Genomic DNA, 17380 nt, shown 5'->3' with positions numbered 1-17380 from the left:
CGTGCTGCTGCTCAACATCCTGGGAGTGGTGCTGGCAGGGCTGCTGCTCCTGTTGGCACTCATGCTCCTCGGGGTGGCGCGGCAACTGCGCCGCCTGCGCTGGAAGACCAGCGACTACGCGCAACTCCCGCGCGAGACCATGCCGCCCGAAGCGCGCGCCCTGCTGGACCTGGCGACCGCCGACCTGCAGGCCATGGGCTACAGCTACCTGTGCAGCATGCGCAGCGAGCCGCCCTTGGTCACGCCCCAGCCACAGCCCATCTACTCCGACCTGTACCGCCACAGCAGCGGCAGCTGCTATGCCTCGGTCACGCGCTCCAGCACCCCCTCGCCGCGCACGCCTTTTGCCGTGCGATGGATGAGCTTCTGGGAAGATGGCAGCCAGTGGATCACGCTCAACGCCGAGCTACAGCAACTCCCGGTGCGTGCCAGCCACTGGCACTACTTTGACGACTACCTGCCCGACTGGAAGGACGCCGGCCTGCGCCATGCCCAGCGCGTGGCCGCCGCAGGCCGGACCACCTGCACCGCGCCGGAGTACGCGATCCGCAGGGCCCGGGAAAGCCACGCCACCTTCATCGACGACCTCTGCGACACCGGGCAGCTGCAGCGCACCGCGGCCGGTCTGCAACTGCCCTGGAGCCGGGCGCTGATACAGGCCTGGGCACTGCTGCGGGGCAACTGGCGCGCCGGCAGGCTGCCGGCGCCCGCCCCATCCGCACCACAGCCAGCGGCCACTGGCACGGCACTGGCAGAAATGGACGCTTACCGCCAGCAACAGCAACTCAAACAAGCCAACGCCGCCACGCCCTGGCAGCGCTGGCGCTGGACGCTGCTGACCGCGCTGGCTTTCCTGGGCGTGGGCCTGCTCTGGGGCTCCTGGGACTTTGTGCTGGCGCTGCTGGTGGTCGTGGCTGTGCACGAGGGCGGCCACTACCTCGCCATGCGGCTCACGGGCCACCGCCAACTGGCCATCTACTTCCTGCCCGGCCTGGGCGGCCTGGCCACCGGAGAGAAAGCCGATGCCTCGCCCATGGAGAAGCTCTTGGTCTATCTGGCTGGCCCCATGCCGGGCCTGCTGGCGGCCATGGCGGCCTACGGGCTTGCCCAGCACTTTGGCACCAGCCTGCCGGGCTGGGCCATGACCTGGGTCTGGCTGTCCCTGTTCATCAACTACCTCAACCTGTTGCCGCTCACGCCGCTCGATGGCGGGCGCGTGCTGGACATTTTTCTGTTTGCGCGGCTGCCGCGAGCCCGTTTTGGCTTTGCGCTGCTGTGCTTTGCCGCTCTGCTGGCCGCCGCCATCTGGCTGCAGGACACCGTTCTGCAAATCGTCTGCGTGCTCATCGCCATCGGCCTGCCCACGCAGTGGCGCACCATGCAGCTCAGCCGCGCGCTGGCCCGGCCGGGCGATGCAGCACTGGCCCCGTCCGCAGCACTGACGCAGATTTTTACGGCCCTGCAGGCGCCCCGCTTTCACCACTGGCCCTTCAGCCAGCGCGCGGCCGCCGCCACTGCCCTGCTGCCCGAGCTGCAGAGCCGCAAGGCCGGCCTGCGCCAGAGCGCGCTGGGCCTGGGCATCTACCTGGCCTGCCTGCTGGCGCCGCTGGTGGTGGGTGTGGTGCTGGTGCCGCGCAACGCCTTGCAAGTGGCATCGAACATCCGCCAGGCCCTGCCCGACGATGTGGTGGACGCCGAACCGCAACGCGCCAACCTCACCCCGCCCGTGGACTGGCAGGCCCAGCTCGCGCGCAGCGCCGAGCTCACGCCCCAGGCACGCCTGCAGACCCTGCTGGGTGCGGGGCAACAGGCATTGGAAGAAGACAACCTGGAGGCGGCCCAAAAGCACTTCCAGGCCGCGTGGGCACTGGCCCAGCCCCTGCCCGCGCGCGACCTCACGCGCATTGCCGTGCTGGAAGGTTTGGCCGACAGCAGCGACTCCGAGCGCGAGAGCGCCGACGCATTGCAGCGCATCGTGCAGGACCTGCCCCACCCCCAAGGGATGGAAATTGCCTACGTGGCGCGCGCGCTGGAGCAGCTGTCCTACCGTGAGGCCCACCCTGCAGGCCGCGTAGCCTTGCTGCAGCGCGCGCTGGAGCTTAGAACTGCAGACCGCACAGACAGCTTTGCGCAGGAACACCTGGCCTACACCCGCCTGGTGCTGGCCCAGGCGCTGGACCAACACCAGCAGCCCGACGCAGCACAGGCCCAACTGCAGCAACGCATCGACGGTGCACCGGTGCCCGCTGCGCACGACAAATCGCGCGGAGCGCTACACCAGCGCCTCGCACGCACCCAGTACCAAACCGACTACGCCTGGTACCTGCTGGGCCACAGCCGTCCGCGCGAAGCCCGCGCCCTGGCGCTACAGGCACTCGCACCCCTGCCCCAGCCTGCCACAGTGAGCTGGCTCTACCCGGAACAACAGCTGCGCGAGGTTCTGGTCTGGAGCGCCTTGCTGGCGCAGGACACGGACACCCTGGGTGACGAGTGGCGGCGCTACCAGGCGGCCCACGCCAACACGGCTGTCAGCCGTTCACTGGCGCTGGAAATCGACCAGGCCCTGGTAGCGCAGGCTTTGAAAGATCAGGCCTTGCTCGCGCAGGCCCACAAGGGCATCGAGGAACAGTTGGCCAAGGCCACCGCACCGGCCAGCATGCGCTGCCAGCAATTCAGCCTGGCGCAGGGCCGGCTTTGGCGCGCGCAACAGGCACAGACACGTTTGCACCTGCTGCAATCGCTGGGCATCTGCCCGGCAGCGTCTTAGGTCGCCACGCTACCGGCGCGGCGCGCCTTCCAGGCGCCGAAGAGCACAAACATGCCCGGCACCAGGATCATTCCCCAGATGATCTTGTCCAGATGGGTCTTGACCCAAGGGAAGCTACCGAGGAAATAGCCAGCCGTACAAATACCCACCACCCATAGCGCGGCGCCCACCACATTGAAGAGCGTGAATTTGGCACGGTTCATCTGCGCAACGCCACCCACAAAAGGCACAAAGGTGCGCAGGAAGGGCATGAAACGCGCAGCGATGATGGTGAAGCCGCCGTAGGTCTCGTAGAAGGTGTGGGCCTTGTCAAAGGCCGCCTTGTTGAAGAAACGCGACTGCTCCCACTGGAACACCTTGGGGCCGAAGTAGCGACCTATCGAGTAGTTGCACTGGTCACCCAGCACCGCAGCCACCAGCAGCACCCCCACTGCCAGCGGAAAGCTCATGAGCCCCACGCCGCACATGGCGCCCACCACGAATAGCAACGAGTCGCCCGGCAGGAAGGGCATCACCACCACGCCGGTTTCCACAAACACGATAAGGAACAGCAGGGCATAGACCCAGGTGCCGTAGTGCTGCACGAACAGCTCCAGGTAGCGGTCCACATGCAGGATGAAATCGATGAGCTGGGTAATGAGTTCCATGGGCGCCAATTATCCCCATGGCCATTTGCCCCTGGAGCGGCCGGGAGATGCACTAGCGAAATGCGGGATGGCAGGTGCATGAAAAGGCGGGGAAAACACCGCTTAATTCCACCACTAGCGCCTAGGACTAACCCTAGACTGAATCTTTCAACAACGTAACTTGAAGGGAGGTTGTCATGGTTCCAGCAGCTAGCATTCCGGGTTCGGTGTCTCGCGTCGAGCAATTGCCTTTCCGCGTCGAGATCGCGTCCATGGAGCAAATGGACGGAGTCATCCAGCTGCGCGCTGCATCCTATGGCAAGCACCTCCCCGACCTGGGCGCCAAGCTGCGCGAAGCCGAACCTACCGACTTCGAGCCAGGCTGCGAAGTCTTCGTCGCCACCTCCAAACTCGACGGCACCGTACTGGGCACGCTGCGTACGCACGCCAACTTCGTCAAGCCGATTCCGCTGCAGCATTCGCTCAAACTGCCCCAGCGCTTCCATGGCAGCCGCATGGTGGAAACCACCCGCCTGTGCGTCAAGGGCAACCCCAACTCCTCGCTGGTGCGAAGCGCCCTGTTCAAGGCCCTGCACAGCTATTGCCTGCAACAGAATGTGGACTGGATGCTGGCCACAGGTCGCCGCCCGGTGGACCGCATTTACGACAGCCTGTATTTCTCCGACGTGGGCGACCCCGGCGTGTTCTACCCCATGGCTTTCACCGGTGGCGTGCCGCACCGCGTGATGTACCTGGCGCCCCAGGCCGTGCAACCGCTGTGGCACGCCGCGCGGCACAACCTGCACGATTTCTTCTTCGCCACACAGCACCCGGACATTGACCTCAGCCGCGCCAAGCCGATTTCCAAGCCCTGGCTGTGCCCGGAACCCGAGGCACCATTGAGCGCACAGGAGGACGGCCTGCCCCTGCCCGCACCCGAGGTGCATTGGGCTCCGTCTGCCGCTATGGCACTATGACCCTTCCCGCAGCAGGTTCCCTCTAATGCAGAGGACCTTGCGGGACTTCCGGGAACAGCGGCATGGTGGCGTCCGCATTGGCCTGCAGCTGCTTCACAAACTCCAGGATTTCCAGGTCCTCGATGAAATCAGCCCCGCTGCGGGCCGCCAGAATGCGTGAGGGGTCCACCGGCTTGCTGATGCCATACCCCTGGGCATAGTCGATACCGGCATCCACCAGCGCACGGATGGTGAGCAGGTCTTCTGCAAACTCCCCCACTGATTTCATGCCCAGGCTGTTCACCAGCCCGCCAATGGCGGCGATGATGGCCATGCCGGACTGGCTGCGCGCGGCGTCGCGCACCAGCGAGCCATCAAGCTTGAGCGCATCCACCGACAGGTCCTTGAGGTAGCCAAAGGACGAGTAGCCTGCGCCAAAGTCGTCCAGCCCCACCTTGGCACCCATGGTGCGCAGGCGGTCGATGAAGCGCTGCATGTTGCGCATGTCGGTAATGGCCACGGTTTCGGTGATCTCGATGCAGATCTTGGAGAGCGCCTGCGGGTGCTGCTCGAACAGGGCAAACAGCTCGGCCGTGAAGGACTCGTCGTTGAGCGAGCCGCCCGAGAGGTTGATGCCGACAAAGTGCGTGTTGCGCAGGCTCTGGGCATTGCGTTCCAGCCAGTCAATGGCGGTGGTGACCACCCAGCGGTCGATGATGGCGGTCTTTCCGTGGGCTTCGGCGGCTTCGATGATGGTGACCGCGCCGACGACGCTGCCATCGGGCTTGCGCAGGCGCACCAAAATTTCGAAATTCAGCGAGTCAAAGGGCCGGCTCAGCGACAGCTCGGGCTGCATCACCAGAAACAGGCCTTGCGGCGTCTCGCCGCGCTCGAAGCAGTTGATCAGGTCCAGCTCGTCCTGGTGCTGCTGGAAGAAACGGTCGTTGGACTCCATCACCATGAGGCGCTGATTGCTGCGCTTCTTGGCCATGCGGCACAGCGTGTCGGCCGCGGAGACGATGTCCTTGAGCGGCGACTGGCCAAACTGCTCCATGCTGACCAGCCCGCCCGACACGTCCAGCGAGAAGCTCTGGTTCTCGATCTGGAAAGGGGCGGAGCCAATCAGCATGGCAATGCTGTTGCAGCAGGCTTCGCTCTCCAACATGCTGGCGCGCGAGAACACGATCACGAACTCGTCACCGCCCACGCGGGCCAGCATGTCCTGGCGCTGCAGCACGCTGCCCATGCGCTCGGCCACCTGCTTGAGCACGGTGTCGCCGGCGTTGTGGCCATACAGGTCGTTGATGAGCTTGAATCGGTCCAGGTCAAAGTAGGCCAGGGCCGTGGGTTGGACGCCGGCCTTGTCAGTCTCGTGGGCCAGGCCGCGCAGGTTCAGGCAACCGGTAAGCGGATCGTGGCTGGCCAGGTACTCCAGGCGCTGGGTGGCCTGCACGCGCTCGGTAATGTCCTGCAGCGAACACTCCACCACGCTGCCATCCACCGTGGAGGCCTTGATGGAGAACCAGCTCGGCCCGCCGGAGCGCGGCAACAGCGTCTGGGTCTGCAGGTCGATCGAGGTACTGCGCCGCACGTTGTGCAAGCCCTGCACCTGCTGCACCACCTCGTCACCAAACAGCTCTTGCAAACCCAGCACTTCCGCAGAGGCCGGGCGCCGCACCATGGTGTGGAAGGCCGGGTTGGCCTTGATGATGCGGTGGCTGCGGTCCAGCGTGAACAGGCCCACGGGCGAGTCCAGATAGGCGGCTTCCAGCATCTTCTGGGCGCGCTGGGTCTGCAATCGGTGCGAGCGCATATGCTCTGCCACGGCAGCAGACGCCAGCAGCGCCGAGGCGATGGCCGCCGTCACACTGTTAAGCCCGCCCAGCAGCAAACGCTGCCCGGTGGCCGCTGCCACCACTTCGTTCATGCTGGCCACCAGGGTGATCCCGATGGACGCGGCGTACCAGGCCGCCACGCGCGAATGGGTATGACGCAGGATGTTGGTGAGGTAGAACAGCATGAGTGCCACCACCGAGAAAGTGGCCACCCACAGCATGGGCAGCGTCCGCTCGTACGCAAGGAAGGGACAGGCCAGGATGATGGCCACCGCGCTGAGCTGGTGCAGCGTCAACGGCCATCCTGCACGCACTTCCTGGAGCTCGTGCTTGAACAAGGCGCTGAACAGGCCTATCGTCATCGCGTAGTAGGTGCAAAGCGTCCATTGCCGGGCCCAAAGCACCCATTCCGGCGCAATCGGATAACCCAGCAGCAGTGTGTCGGTGCCGGCTGAGAGGCCCGCCATGCGCATGTTGAGCAGCAGCCAGCCGGCAAACGTCCAGTACAGCGCGCTGCGGTTGACCATGGCGGTGAGCAGCATGAAGATGGCCAGCACGCCGATGCCCGCCTCCAGCATCACGCCAGTCTTTTGGTGAATCAGCTGCGCCTGGGCCAGCGCCTTGGGCTCCCACAGTTCCACGGCAATCTTGGCCGGGCCCCGGTAGGTTGCGCGACAGACCAGGGTGGTATCGATCAGGCCGGCAGGCAATGGCAGGGAGAAACCGGCCCGGCTGGGGCGCAGCACACCGGTGCTGCCTTCGCGGTTGATTTCGCCCAGGGACTGGCCGGTCTGCGCATTCCAGCAGGCCAGCGAGGCCGCATGGCGCGAAGGGAAGTCCAGGTCCATCGCCGGTGCTGCCACGGCACCGGGTACATGCAAGTAGAACCAAAAAGGGTTGCGGGATAACCGGGTCTCGATCGAAAGCTGCGGCGGCGCAGCCTGCAGACGTTCCAGCACGGGGGCCAACACGGTGGTGTCCACTGGCTCGGTCTCTTCCCACACATGCAGGGCCACCGGGCGCCCGCGGGTCGCATCCATGTGCCCCAGCTGCCACAGCAGGGTGAGACCGACCAGCGCCACCAGCACGGCTGGAAATACCCAGGTGGTGAAACGCTCCAACAACGGTCCAACAACTTTTCCAGCCATACGTTTTTTTAATGCTTCTGGATATCAGCTACGGACACATCGCCCGCAATCGAGGGTGGGAATAGGAAGCGCTTCCAAGCGCGACTTCTACTATGCCATGAGAAAGAAGCCCAAATTGGGGTCAGAGCCAGATGAACGCGCATTGGCCTCGCGAGCGCGGCGAAAAAACCATGCACAGGCCGCCCGGCAGCGGGGGCCAGAAGAGACTCAGGGGGAAATCAGGCGAAGACGTTGAGCTTGCCCATGGCCTGGCGCAGGCTGCCAAAGCGGCTGGTGGGCAATGCGGGTGAAGCCTTGTCGGCGGCGGGCGTGGCGCCTATCGCCATCGTGCTGGCGTCGAAATCCCGCAGGATGTTGACCGCCGACGCCACGAAATGCTCGGCCGGGGTCTGGTCTGCTGTCGCAGCGCTGCGTCCGGCTAAGGTGCCATCGCGGGTGTAAACGCCGCTGGCGGCCGCCTTTTGCGCGCTGCCCAGTTCCAGCTTGACGCCGCTGGCCACAGGCGCGGCGGGTGCCGCAGGCTCCAGCGGTGCGGGGGTGCTGGCGGCCGCAACCCTGGTTGCCGCAGCCTGCGCCTTTCCGGGATCGGCCTGCAAGGCATCGGACGATGCTGCAGCCGTGCCTGCGGGATTGGCACTGCCGGGAGGGAAAACGAGGTTGAGGCGGTTGACTTGCATGACGGGCCCCGTAAAGGATGGGCGTTGCCATAGTGTGGCAAGGGCGCAAACCAGCCAGCCGCAAAATAAAGCCCGAAAAGCGCCGTTTTTCCGTCCCTTGGGCGTGGGAAACACCACCCCCATAAAATGGCCCGGTGAACGCCCCCCTGCCCCCCTCCCTCGCCGCAGCACCTCGCCGCCCCATCCGCGAACTCCCGGACGAACTCATCAGCCAGATTGCGGCCGGTGAGGTGGTGGAACGCCCGGCCAGCGTGGTGCGCGAGCTGGTGGACAACGCCATGGACGCGGGCGCCAGCCAGGTCACCGTGCGGCTGCTGGCCGGCGGCGTGCGTCTCATCAGTGTGGAAGACGACGGCCAGGGCATCCTGCGCGACGAACTGCCCATCGCTTTCAAACGCCACGCCACCAGCAAGATTGGCAACCTGCACGACTTGGAGAGCGTTGCCACCATGGGCTTTCGCGGTGAAGCGCTGGCCGCTATCAATTCCATAGCTGATTGCGCAATCTTGTCGAGGGCTAGCGGCCTGAATGATGCCTACCTGCTGGATGGCCGCACGGGTGAACTCAAGCCCGTGGCGCGCAGCCAGGGCACCACGGTGGAGGTAAAAGAGCTGTTCTACAGCACCCCCGCACGCCGCAAATTCCTCAAGACCGACGCCACCGAGCTGGCCCACTGCATAGAAGCCGTGCGCCGCCACGCGCTGGCCCGACCTGATGTGGGCTTTGCCATCTGGCACGAAGGCAAGCTGGTAGAACAGTGGCGCCGGTGCGAGCACGCCGACCCGCTGGCCGCGCTGGACCAGCGCCTGAGCGACGTGCTGGGCCCCGAGTTTCTGGCGCAGAGCGTGCGCGTGGACTGGCACAGCAGCCAGGCCAACGAATACGGCCAGCCCGCCCTGCGCGTCTGGGGCCGCGCTGGCGTGCCTGACGCCGCCCGCTCGCGCGCCGACCAGCAGTTCTGCTACGTCAACGGCCGTTTTGTCCGTGACAAGGTCGTCACCCACGCCGCACGCAGCGCCTATGAAGACGTTCTGCACGGCAACCGCCAGCCGGTCTACGCGCTGTATGTCGCGATGGACCCCACGCGCGTGGACGTGAACGTGCACCCCACCAAGATCGAAGTGCGCTTCCGCGACAGCCGCGAAGTCCACCAGGCCGTGCGCCACGCGGTAGAAGACACCCTGGCAGCACCGCGTGCCGCCACGGCAACCGGCGCAGTGGCCGGCCAGGCGCAAGCGCCCAGCCTGTTTGGTACTGGCGGCGACACCAACGCTCTGCCTGCGCCGGGAGCTTATGCACCCAAAGCACCTGTAGCCCCCATGTATAGTGCGCAACCAGCTATCAAATTTGAAGCAGATACAGGCGTGGTAGGTCACCGCGTCAGCGACATCAGCCTCCTGTGGCAACGCAATGCCAGCACGCCAGAAGGCGGGATGGCTGAGCGTTTTGCGCAGGTAAAGGGGGAGCCCGCGCAGCGGGCGGAGGACACGGAGCAAAACGCTCAGCCATCCCGCCTTGCCACCCAGAACGCCAACGAGCAGGCGTGGCCCCTGGGCCGAGCGATTGCCCAACTGCAAGGCGTTTACATCCTGGCCGAAAACAGCCAGGGCCTGGTCATCGTCGACATGCACGCCGCCCACGAACGCATCGTCTACGAACGGCTCAAAACGCAGATCAGCCTCACCGCCCCCGACGGCAGCGTGCACCCGCTGGCCAGCCAGCCCTTGCTCATCCCCGCCACCTTCGCCGCCACGCCCGACGAAGTGGCCACGGCCGAGGCGCATGTGGCCACCCTCAACACCCTGGGCCTGGAAATCAGCCCCTTCTCGCCCAAAACCCTGGCCGTGCGCGCCGTGCCCACCACGCTGGCACAGGGTGACGCCGTGGAACTGGCGCGCAGTGTGCTGGCCGAACTGGCGCAACACGACGCCAGCACCGTCATCCAGCGCGCGCAAAACGAAATTCTGGGCACCATGGCCTGCCACGGCGCCGTGCGCGCCAACCGCAAGCTCACGATTGAAGAAATGAACGCCCTGCTACGCGACATGGAAGCCACCGAGCGCAGCGACCAGTGCAACCACGGCCGCCCCACCTGGCGCCAGCTCACGCTCAAAGAGCTGGACGCGCTCTTCCTGCGCGGCCGCTGATGCAGCGCGCGCCAGGCCTAAGCCCCGAGGCCCGCGCGGCCGAAGATGCCTTGTTCGCGCTGGCCGATGCCGGCAAAGCCAAGACGGCAGCACGCTACTTCATGAGCGGTCCCGGCCAGTACGGCGAGGGTGACCTGTTTCTCGGCATCCGCGTGCCGGTCATCCGCGAGACCGCGCGCCAGTTCAACACCCTCACCCTCGATGATTGCGCCGCCCTGCTGCAATCGCCCTACAACGAGGTGCGGGTGCTGGCGCTGGACATCCTGGTGCGGCGCTTCACCAAGGGCAAGGCCGATGTGCAGACCGCCGTGTACGAATGCTTCATGGCATACCGCCACCGCATCAACAACTGGAACCTGGTGGACGGCTCCGCGCCCTACATCAGCGGCCCCTACCTGCTCCAACGCGACCGCAGCGTGATATGGGAGCTGGCCCGCTCGGACGTACTGTGGGACCGCCGCATCGCCGTGCTGACCACCTTCGCCTTTATCCGCACGGGCGACCAGGACGACGCATTGAAGCTCTACGCCCAGCTGCTGAACGACCCGCACGACCTCATGCACAAGGCCTGCGGCTGGATGCTGCGCGAACTCGGCAAGCGCGACGAAGCGCGCCTGCTCGCATTCCTGCAAACCCACTACAGCGCCCTGCCCCGCACCACCCTGCGCTACGCGATCGAGAAGTTCACGCCTGCGCAGCGCAGTGCGATGCTAAAGGGTGACTTCTCGGGCGGTTGAGCCGGGTCTCGCTCAGTCCTTGCCGTAGTTCGGCGAGCGGGGACCATACAGCAGGCCATTCTTCTGCCCTGCCGACATCAGGCGATTGGCTGTCATTCCAGCAATCTTGTGGCTCTGATCCGTTGTGCTTGCGAGTACCTGCTTGACGATAGCCGCGATCAACAAGCCCGCCAAACCACCCTGCTGCTGGTTGTTCTGCCCCTCTTCGCTGGAGGCAGAGGCAGATCCTTTCCACAGCTGCTGGCCCGTCTTCAAATCAACCAGCTTCGCATCCGCTGTGACCACCGTCACGCTGTTAACCACCTGGAAGGCAGTACCGTACTTGCTGATGCTGACATAGAGAGCCGCGTCCGCACCAAAAATCTGGCGCAGCTTGTCGGTGGAAGCACCGTGCATTTCTGCGGGCTGGCTCATTCCGTTTTCACGGAAAGTCTCCGTTACCAAAGACACCGGCAGCACGTAGTAGCCGGACTCCGCCAGAGGGAACGTCGCTTGTGACAAGACGCTGTAGGGCGCATAGACCTCTGGTGTGCTGTTCAGCGGGGGCAGCACCAGGATGGAGCGCGGACGGCTCGCTTTGTAGGCGGCATAGTCAAAGGGCGGAGCGGTCGCACAGCCAGTCATCACCAGGGCAGCGCAGGCTGCAGCCAACACGCGGGCAGATAGTTTCCATTGCATAAGGGTTCCCTGTTATTTTTTGAAGTTACGCAGCAAGAAGTCGACATAGGTTTCCGACTCGGGAAACAGTTTTTTCTCTGTCTGCATTTGCGCCACGAATTGGTCTGCCTTGCCTTGCTTGCCATACAGCAAGCCCAAGTGAGCGTGGTAGCCAGGTGGAACCGCACCACCGCCCACGCGGATCTTCTGCAGATCAACTTCCATCGCCTGTACCTGTGCATCGAGACTCAGGTTGTCAGCACGGAAGTACTGATCCACATTGGCTTGGTAACCCTGCCATTGGTAGATGGTGTTGGGCTTGGTAGCGCAGCCCGCCAGGGCGAACGCCAGCGTGGCCGCCGCGGCGACCGACATCAGTCGAATAGTCATATTTTTGAAAGAAAAGTGAATCAGGGATTGGGGCGCCATGCGCCACTGTCGATGCCCGACACAAGGTTGTTCACCGCATCACGAATAGCCAGTTCCAGCACCTTGCCGTTCAGCGTGGAGTCATATCCGGAAGCACCGCCAAAGCCGATGACCTCCCGCTCGGACAGGCTGTATTCACCACCGCCTTGAGACGAGAACACGACTTCCGATGTCAAGGTATTGACGATGTTGAGGTTGACCTTGGCATACGCGATCTGGGTTCTGCCGCGTCCCAGAATGCCAAACAGCTGCTTGTCGCCCACTTCCTTGCGTCCAAACTCTGTCACATCACCTGTCACCACGTAGTCAGCGCCCTTGAGGGTCTGCGCCTGCTTCTTCAGGGCAGCCTCTTCCTTGATCTCACTCATATTGGTGCGATCCAGCACGCTGAAGCGATTACTCTGCTGCAGATGGGTCACCAGAATGGTCTGCGCCTGACTGCCCAGGCGGTCCACATTGTCCGAGAACACCCCCCGCATAAAGGACGAGCGGTTATCAAACTTGCCAACCGATACAGGCGTGCGCTTGCCGCTATAGCTCTGTCCGGCAGATTCCACCTTCTGAATCGGTAGGGTGCGGGATCCTTCCTGCACACAAGCGCTCAGTGTTGCCAGGACGGCCAAAGCCACCGGCAAATACTTCACCGTTTTCATTAACGTTTCACTCCCTTGATTGAAAAGGCCTGATGACAAAGCCCACAAAAAGCCATAACCATCAATGCCGGTTACAAATGTATCCGAAGCCCAACGTACACTGAGGCCTCACCTGCATCCACGCAGCGGTCCATATCACGACGCCCATGCCCCCCCATATCCTCTTTGTTGCGCGCAGCCTGATCCTGTGCTGGGCGTTTTCAGGGGTCGCTGCACACGCCCAAACCCCCAGCTACGCCCAGGCCGAACAGGCCCTGCAGTCAGGCCAGTACGCCGCTGCATTCACTGCCTTCCAGGCCCTGGCGCGCGAGGGCGATGCGGCCAGCCAGTTTCAGCTCAGTCTGCTGTACCGCACGGGGCGCGGCGTGGCGCCGAATGCGCAGCAGGCCATGCAGTGGCTGCAGCGGGCAGCGCAAGGGCGGCACGGAGGGGCGCTGTCCAACCTGGGAGGCGAATATGCCCGCGGCCAGACCGTGCGCGAGGACAAGGTGAAGGCACTGGCGCTGTTTCTGCTCGCGCAAGCACAGGGCGCAGACGTGGGTGGCACCAACGCGCAGACCCTGGCGCGCACGCTGAGTCCGGCGCAGATCACGCAGGCCCAAAACCTGGCCCAGAGTTGCCACACGGGCTCCATGCAGCCCTGCCTTTGAACGATATCTGAATAAAAGTGGCTGCAGCCCCCGCGCAATGTGCGCGAGCAGCTACTGAATCCATAGCATCCATGAAAACCAAATACTTCCTGCAGCTGGTCGCCCTGTCGGCGCTGTGGGGTGCGTCCTTTCTGTTCATCCGCATGGCCAGCCCCGTGTTTGGCCCCAATGTGCTGGCGCTGCTGCGCGTGACCATGGCCACCGTGACGCTGGCATTGCTGATGCGCGTCATGCGCCAACACTGGGCCTGGGCGCAGTGGCGCACGCTGGCGCTGATCGGTGCGCTGTCGGTGGCCTGCCCCTTCCTCATGTTTGCCTGGGCCGGTCTGCACCTGCCGGCGGGCTACAGCGCGCTGCTCAATTCAACCGCAGTGATCTTCGGCATGTTCGCCTCCGCCCGCATGAAGGAAGACACCATCACGCCCAAGAAGCTGCTGGGCTGCGCCTGCGGCTTTGCCGGCGTGGCGATGATCGTGAGCCTGGGGCCGGTGCAGCCCACCTTCACCGTCATCATGGCGGTGCTGGCCTGCGTGGCGGCCTCAGCCAGCTATGGCTTCTCCACCCCCATTACCAAGCGGGCCGTGGGCCAGATGCAGCCGCTGCAGATTGCGGCCGGCATCCACCTGTTCTCGCTCTTCATGCTGCTGCCCGGCGCAGCCTGGAGCCTGCCGCGGGCAGGTTTCAGCATGGCGGCCCTGGGCGCCGTGGCGGTCATGGGTGTGGCCACGTCGGGCCTGGCCTACCTGGTGCATCTGCGCATCCTGCGCCATGTCACGCCTGTGGCGGCCATGAGCCCCATCTTCATGGTGCCGGTGTTTGGCGTGCTCTGGGGCCACCTGTTTCTGGGCGAAACCCTGGGCAGCGGCACGCTGGCGGGCGGCGCGCTGGTGCTGCTGGCCAGCGCGCTGATCACGGGTTTCAACCCGCTGCGGCGCTGGCAGGGCCCGGTGGGCGCCAAGCCCTGAGGGTTGGATCGCGCAGCATGAGGGGCGCCCCTAGAATGGCAGGCCCATGTCTGCCACGCCCCCGCTTTCTCCCTCCCGTCTGCAGCGCGCAGGCACCGAACTCCTTGCCCTCTGGCAACTGGCCTGGCCCATTCTGATCGGGCAACTGGCCAATGTGGGCATGTCGGTGGTGGACGTGGCCATGGCCGGCCACGCGTCGGCGCACGACCTGGCCGGCATCTCGCTGGGCGTCTCCATCTGGAACATCACCATCATCACCCTCATGGGGCTGATGATGTCCGTCGCCCCATTGGTGGCCCACCACGTTGGCGCGCAGGAGTTCGATAAGGTGCCCCACCTGGTGCGCCAGGGTCTGTGGAAGGCGTTCGGCGTGGGCCTGTGTGCCATGGTGCTGGTCCAACTGGCCGCCCGCGTGTTCGACCACATGGACATCGAACCCCATGTGCACGAGGTGGCCACCGGCTTCGTGCACATCATCAGCTTTGGTCTGCCCGCCTTCGCCTGCTACCGCGTGCTCTACGGCTACAGCGCCAGCCTGAACCAGACCAAACCCATCATGGTGATGTCGCTGGCGGCGCTGGGGCTGAACGTGCTGGTGAACTGGCTACTGGTGTTTGGCGTAGGCCCATTCCCGCGCCTGGGCGGGCTGGGCTGCGCCTGGGCCACGCTGCTGTGCGTATGGCTCAACTTTCTGGGCCTGCTGGTGTGGATGCGTTTCTCGCCCGCCTACCGCAGCACCTGGCCCTTTGGCCGCTGGGAGTGGCCGCACCCCGAGAAGCTGGGCGCGCTGTGGAAGCTGGGCTTTCCCATTGGCGTGACCTACTTTGCCGAGACCAGTGCCTTCGGCCTCATCGCACTGCTGATTGCCAAATTCGGCAGCCGCGAGGTGGCCTCGCACCAGATCGCACTGAACTTCACCTCGCTGGTCTTCATGGTGCCGCTGAGCATGGGCATTGCGCTGCTCACGCGCGTGGGCCAGTCGCTGGGCGCGGGCGACCCGGTGGCGGCGCGCTTCCGGGCCTGGGTGGGTGTGAATGCCGGGCTGGGCTTTGGTGTGGTGTCGGCCCTGCTGATGGCGCTGTGTGCGCACCAGATTGCCGGGGCCTACACCAATGACCCTGTCGTGGCCGGGCTGGCCGCCAACCTGCTGTTCCTGGCCGCGGTGTTCCAGCTGTCCGACTCGGCCCAGGTGGTCACCAGCAGCGCCATCCGCGGCTACAAGGTCTCGCGCAGCCCCATGGTGATCCACCTCACCGCCTTCTGGCTGGTCTCGCTGCCACTGGGCTGTGTGTTGGGCCTCGCGCCGGACTGGCTGCCCTTTGGCCCGGCCCAGGCCATGGGCGCGCAAGGCTTCTGGATTGCGCTGGTGGTGGGCCTGACCGTGGCCGCCGTGGGCCTGGTGCTGTTGCTGCGCAAGGTCGCACTGGACCACCTGCCTGCACACGGGGCGGCCACATGACCACGCTGCCCTTTCACATCTGCCTGGCCGGTCCCACCGCCAGCGGCAAGACGGCGGCCGCGCTGGCCATTGCGCGGCAGCACCCCTGCGAGATCATCAGCGTGGACTCGGCCCTGGTGTTCCGCGGCATGGACATTGGCACCGCCAAGCCCAGCGCCGCCGAACTGGCCAGCGTGCCGCACCACCTCATCGACATCCGCGACCCGCTCAAGGCCTACAGCGCCGCTGAATTCGTGCGCGACGCGCAGGCCCTGATCACCGACATTGCCGCGCGCGGCAAGCTGCCCCTGCTGGTGGGCGGCACCATGCTGTACTTCAAGGCCCTGTTCGACGGACTGGACGACATGCCCGCCGCCAACCCCGACGTGCGTGCCGCAATCGACGCCGAGGCTGCCACCAAAGGCTGGCCCGCCCTGCACGCCGAACTGGCCCAGGTAGACCCCGTCACCGCCGCCCGCCTGGCGCCGGCCGACAGCCAGCGCATCCAGCGCGCGCTGGAGGTCTACCGCATCTCCGGCCTGCCGCTCTCGCACTTCCACGCCGCCAGCGCCGCTATCAAAACAGAAGCTGCTCGCGCAGATTCCACGGGGGCTAGAGCCCTGATTTCCTTGGAGCCGGCAGACAGGGCCTGGCTGCACGGCCGCATCGCCCAGCGCTTTGATGCCATGCTGGCCCAGGGCTTCATGGACGAGGTGCAAGCCCTGCGCGCGCGTGGCGACCTGCACCTGGACCTGCCCAGCATGCGCTGCGTGGGCTACCGGCAAGCGTGGGAAGCGCTCGATGGCTTGTGGCCCAGGGCCGAGCTGCGCGACAAGGGCATCTTCGCCACGCGCCAACTCGCCAAGCGCCAGATCACCTGGCTGCGCTCCATGCCGCAACGCGAGGTCGTGGCCGCCGATGCGCCCGATTCGCTGGCACAAGTGCTGAAGCGGGTCGACACCGCCATAGCCCGGCGCCCCAACCCATGACTCTGCGCGTCCAGGCCCTGAGCAAGCACTACGGCAGCACGCCCGTGTTTGCCAATGTGTCGCTGGACGTGGCGCCCGGCGAGTTTGTTGCCATCGTCGGTGAGTCGGGCGTGGGCAAGTCCACGCTGCTGAACTGCATGGCCGGGCTGGACCACTGGGACAGCGGTAGCGTGCAACTGACCGGACGCGACCTGGGTGGCATGAGCGACGACGCCCGCGCCCTGCTGCGCCGCGAGGCCGTAGGCTTTGTGTTCCAGGCCTTCCATGTGCTGCCGCACCTGGATGTGGCGCAGAACGTGGCCCTACCCCTGCTGTTGCTCAACCGGCCCAATCCTGTACGCGTGGAGGCTCTGCTGGACGCCGTAGGCCTGGGCGGCCTGGGCGCACGCCTGCCGCAGCAACTCAGCGGCGGACAGCTGCAGCGCGTAGCCATTGCGCGGGCGCTGGTGCACCAACCGGCGTTATTGCTGGCCGATGAACCGACCGGCAACCTGGACCCCACCACCGCCGCCAGGGTGATGGACGCGCTGGTGGCGCAGACCCGCCAGCACGGTACCGCGCTGGTGCTGGTGACTCACTCCCTGGCCGCCACAGCGCATGCCGACCGCGTGCTGCACCTGCGCGCCGACGGTATCTACCCGGCCTGAGCATGCCGCCGCGCGCCCAATAAAAAACCGGCACAAGGCCGGTTTTTTGTTTGAGGCGA

At 65.2% G+C, this 17380-nt stretch carries 15 protein-coding genes; 9 read left to right on the top strand and 6 right to left on the bottom strand.

Annotated features, from left to right (window positions below):
• Position 1: 1 nt before the first annotated feature.
• Positions 2 to 2767 (top strand): site-2 protease family protein, encoded by a 2766-nt coding sequence (locus tag AC1RNN_RS14820; protein WP_493089886.1) that lies wholly within the window; start codon positions 2 to 4, stop codon positions 2765 to 2767.
• Here the strand turns inward: AC1RNN_RS14820 and AC1RNN_RS14815 are convergent.
• Entirely contained in the window at positions 2764 to 3414 is a 651-nt protein-coding gene (locus tag AC1RNN_RS14815) for a VTT domain-containing protein (RefSeq protein ID WP_493089887.1), read from the bottom strand. The two genes, AC1RNN_RS14820 and AC1RNN_RS14815, sit on opposite strands and share 4 nt — an antisense overlap.
• Before the next feature lie 176 nt (positions 3415 to 3590).
• Here AC1RNN_RS14815 and AC1RNN_RS14810 point away from each other — a divergent pair, with 176 nt between their 5' ends.
• A complete protein-coding gene (locus tag AC1RNN_RS14810) occupies positions 3591 to 4370 on the top strand; it encodes an N-acyl amino acid synthase FeeM domain-containing protein (protein WP_493089888.1) in 780 nt (259 codons plus the stop codon).
• A 22-nt stretch (positions 4371 to 4392) separates the two neighbouring features.
• Here AC1RNN_RS14810 and AC1RNN_RS14805 read toward each other — a convergent pair whose 3' ends face one another.
• Positions 4393 to 7332: a putative bifunctional diguanylate cyclase/phosphodiesterase gene (locus AC1RNN_RS14805; protein WP_493089889.1), complete on the bottom strand. Its 2940-nt coding sequence runs from the start codon at positions 7330 to 7332 to the stop codon at positions 4393 to 4395.
• Between the two features lie 218 nt (positions 7333 to 7550).
• A complete protein-coding gene (locus tag AC1RNN_RS14800) occupies positions 7551 to 8009 on the bottom strand; it encodes a hypothetical protein (protein ID WP_493089890.1) in 459 nt (152 codons plus the stop codon).
• Between the two features lie 134 nt (positions 8010 to 8143).
• Here AC1RNN_RS14800 and mutL point away from each other — a divergent pair, with 134 nt between their 5' ends.
• Both mutL and AC1RNN_RS14790 read left to right on the top strand, forming a co-directional pair.
• Positions 8144 to 10156 carry a DNA mismatch repair endonuclease MutL gene (mutL, locus tag AC1RNN_RS14795; RefSeq protein WP_493089891.1) on the top strand — a complete coding sequence of 671 codons (2013 nt, stop codon included), beginning with the start codon at positions 8144 to 8146 and terminating at the stop codon, positions 10154 to 10156.
• A complete protein-coding gene (locus AC1RNN_RS14790) occupies positions 10156 to 10893 on the top strand; it encodes a DNA alkylation repair protein (RefSeq protein ID WP_493089892.1) in 738 nt (245 codons plus the stop codon). Before mutL ends, AC1RNN_RS14790 begins: the two co-directional genes overlap by 1 nt.
• 12 nt (positions 10894 to 10905) lie before the next feature.
• Here the strand turns inward: AC1RNN_RS14790 and AC1RNN_RS14785 are convergent, their stop codons facing one another.
• From AC1RNN_RS14785 to AC1RNN_RS14775, 3 genes are read right to left on the bottom strand one after another with little or no spacing between them, the layout of a single operon-like run.
• The gene (locus AC1RNN_RS14785) at positions 10906 to 11571 is read right to left on the bottom strand and encodes a DUF799 domain-containing protein (RefSeq protein WP_493089893.1); all 666 of its coding nucleotides are present in this window, start codon (positions 11569 to 11571) and stop codon (positions 10906 to 10908) included.
• Positions 11572 to 11583: 12 nt separating this feature from the next.
• Positions 11584 to 11940, bottom strand: coding sequence for a DUF4810 domain-containing protein (locus AC1RNN_RS14780; protein ID WP_493089894.1), 357 nt, complete (start codon positions 11938 to 11940; stop codon positions 11584 to 11586).
• Between the two features lie 20 nt (positions 11941 to 11960).
• Entirely contained in the window at positions 11961 to 12632 is a 672-nt protein-coding gene (locus AC1RNN_RS14775) for a CsgG/HfaB family protein (protein ID WP_493089895.1), read from the bottom strand.
• A gap of 146 nt (positions 12633 to 12778) precedes the next feature.
• Between AC1RNN_RS14775 and AC1RNN_RS14770 the strand changes: the two genes are divergently transcribed.
• The 5 genes from AC1RNN_RS14770 to AC1RNN_RS14750 all read left to right on the top strand — a co-directional run bounded on the left by AC1RNN_RS14770 (position 12779) and on the right by AC1RNN_RS14750 (position 17321).
• A complete protein-coding gene (locus tag AC1RNN_RS14770; protein ID WP_493089896.1) occupies positions 12779 to 13282 on the top strand; it encodes a tetratricopeptide repeat protein in 504 nt (167 codons plus the stop codon).
• 71 nt (positions 13283 to 13353) lie between these two features.
• Entirely contained in the window at positions 13354 to 14247 is an 894-nt protein-coding gene (locus AC1RNN_RS14765) for a DMT family transporter (RefSeq protein ID WP_493089897.1), read from the top strand.
• Between the two features lie 46 nt (positions 14248 to 14293).
• Positions 14294 to 15706, top strand: a complete 1413-nt coding sequence (locus AC1RNN_RS14760) for an MATE family efflux transporter (RefSeq protein WP_493089898.1) — start codon at positions 14294 to 14296, stop codon at positions 15704 to 15706.
• Complete coding sequence (gene miaA, locus AC1RNN_RS14755) at positions 15703 to 16674, top strand: tRNA (adenosine(37)-N6)-dimethylallyltransferase MiaA (protein ID WP_493089899.1); 972 nt, start codon at positions 15703 to 15705, stop codon at positions 16672 to 16674. The genes AC1RNN_RS14760 and miaA overlap by 4 nt, the downstream gene beginning before the upstream one ends.
• Positions 16671 to 17321: an ABC transporter ATP-binding protein gene (locus AC1RNN_RS14750; protein ID WP_493089900.1), complete on the top strand. Its 651-nt coding sequence runs from the start codon at positions 16671 to 16673 to the stop codon at positions 17319 to 17321. Before miaA ends, AC1RNN_RS14750 begins: the two co-directional genes overlap by 4 nt.
• Positions 17322 to 17380 lie beyond the last annotated feature (59 nt).

The sequence above is a fragment of the Rhodoferax sp. GW822-FHT02D07 genome (assembly GCF_058802405.1).
Note: the sequence above shows the minus strand (reverse complement) of the source record. Positions and strands in the feature narration are given on the sequence as shown.

Bases quoted from the DNA above. Each gene is read 5' to 3' on its own strand.
- AC1RNN_RS14815 (WP_493089887.1), bottom strand. From the start codon at position 3,414: ATGGAACTCATTACCCAGCTCATCGATTTCATCCTGCATGTGGACCGC.
- AC1RNN_RS14810 (WP_493089888.1), top strand. From the start codon at position 3,591: ATGGTTCCAGCAGCTAGCATTCCGGGTTCGGTGTCTCGCGTCGAGCAA.
- AC1RNN_RS14805 (WP_493089889.1), bottom strand. From the start codon at position 7,332: ATGGCTGGAAAAGTTGTTGGACCGTTGTTGGAGCGTTTCACCACCTGG.
- AC1RNN_RS14800 (WP_493089890.1), bottom strand. From the start codon at position 8,009: ATGCAAGTCAACCGCCTCAACCTCGTTTTCCCTCCCGGCAGTGCCAAT.
- AC1RNN_RS14790 (WP_493089892.1), top strand. From the start codon at position 10,156: ATGCAGCGCGCGCCAGGCCTAAGCCCCGAGGCCCGCGCGGCCGAAGAT.
- AC1RNN_RS14785 (WP_493089893.1), bottom strand. From the start codon at position 11,571: ATGCAATGGAAACTATCTGCCCGCGTGTTGGCTGCAGCCTGCGCTGCC.
- AC1RNN_RS14780 (WP_493089894.1), bottom strand. From the start codon at position 11,940: ATGACTATTCGACTGATGTCGGTCGCCGCGGCGGCCACGCTGGCGTTC.
- AC1RNN_RS14775 (WP_493089895.1), bottom strand. From the start codon at position 12,632: ATGAAAACGGTGAAGTATTTGCCGGTGGCTTTGGCCGTCCTGGCAACA.
- AC1RNN_RS14770 (WP_493089896.1), top strand. From the start codon at position 12,779: ATGCCCCCCCATATCCTCTTTGTTGCGCGCAGCCTGATCCTGTGCTGG.
- AC1RNN_RS14765 (WP_493089897.1), top strand. From the start codon at position 13,354: ATGAAAACCAAATACTTCCTGCAGCTGGTCGCCCTGTCGGCGCTGTGG.
- AC1RNN_RS14760 (WP_493089898.1), top strand. From the start codon at position 14,294: ATGTCTGCCACGCCCCCGCTTTCTCCCTCCCGTCTGCAGCGCGCAGGC.
- miaA (WP_493089899.1), top strand. From the start codon at position 15,703: ATGACCACGCTGCCCTTTCACATCTGCCTGGCCGGTCCCACCGCCAGC.
- AC1RNN_RS14750 (WP_493089900.1), top strand. From the start codon at position 16,671: ATGACTCTGCGCGTCCAGGCCCTGAGCAAGCACTACGGCAGCACGCCC.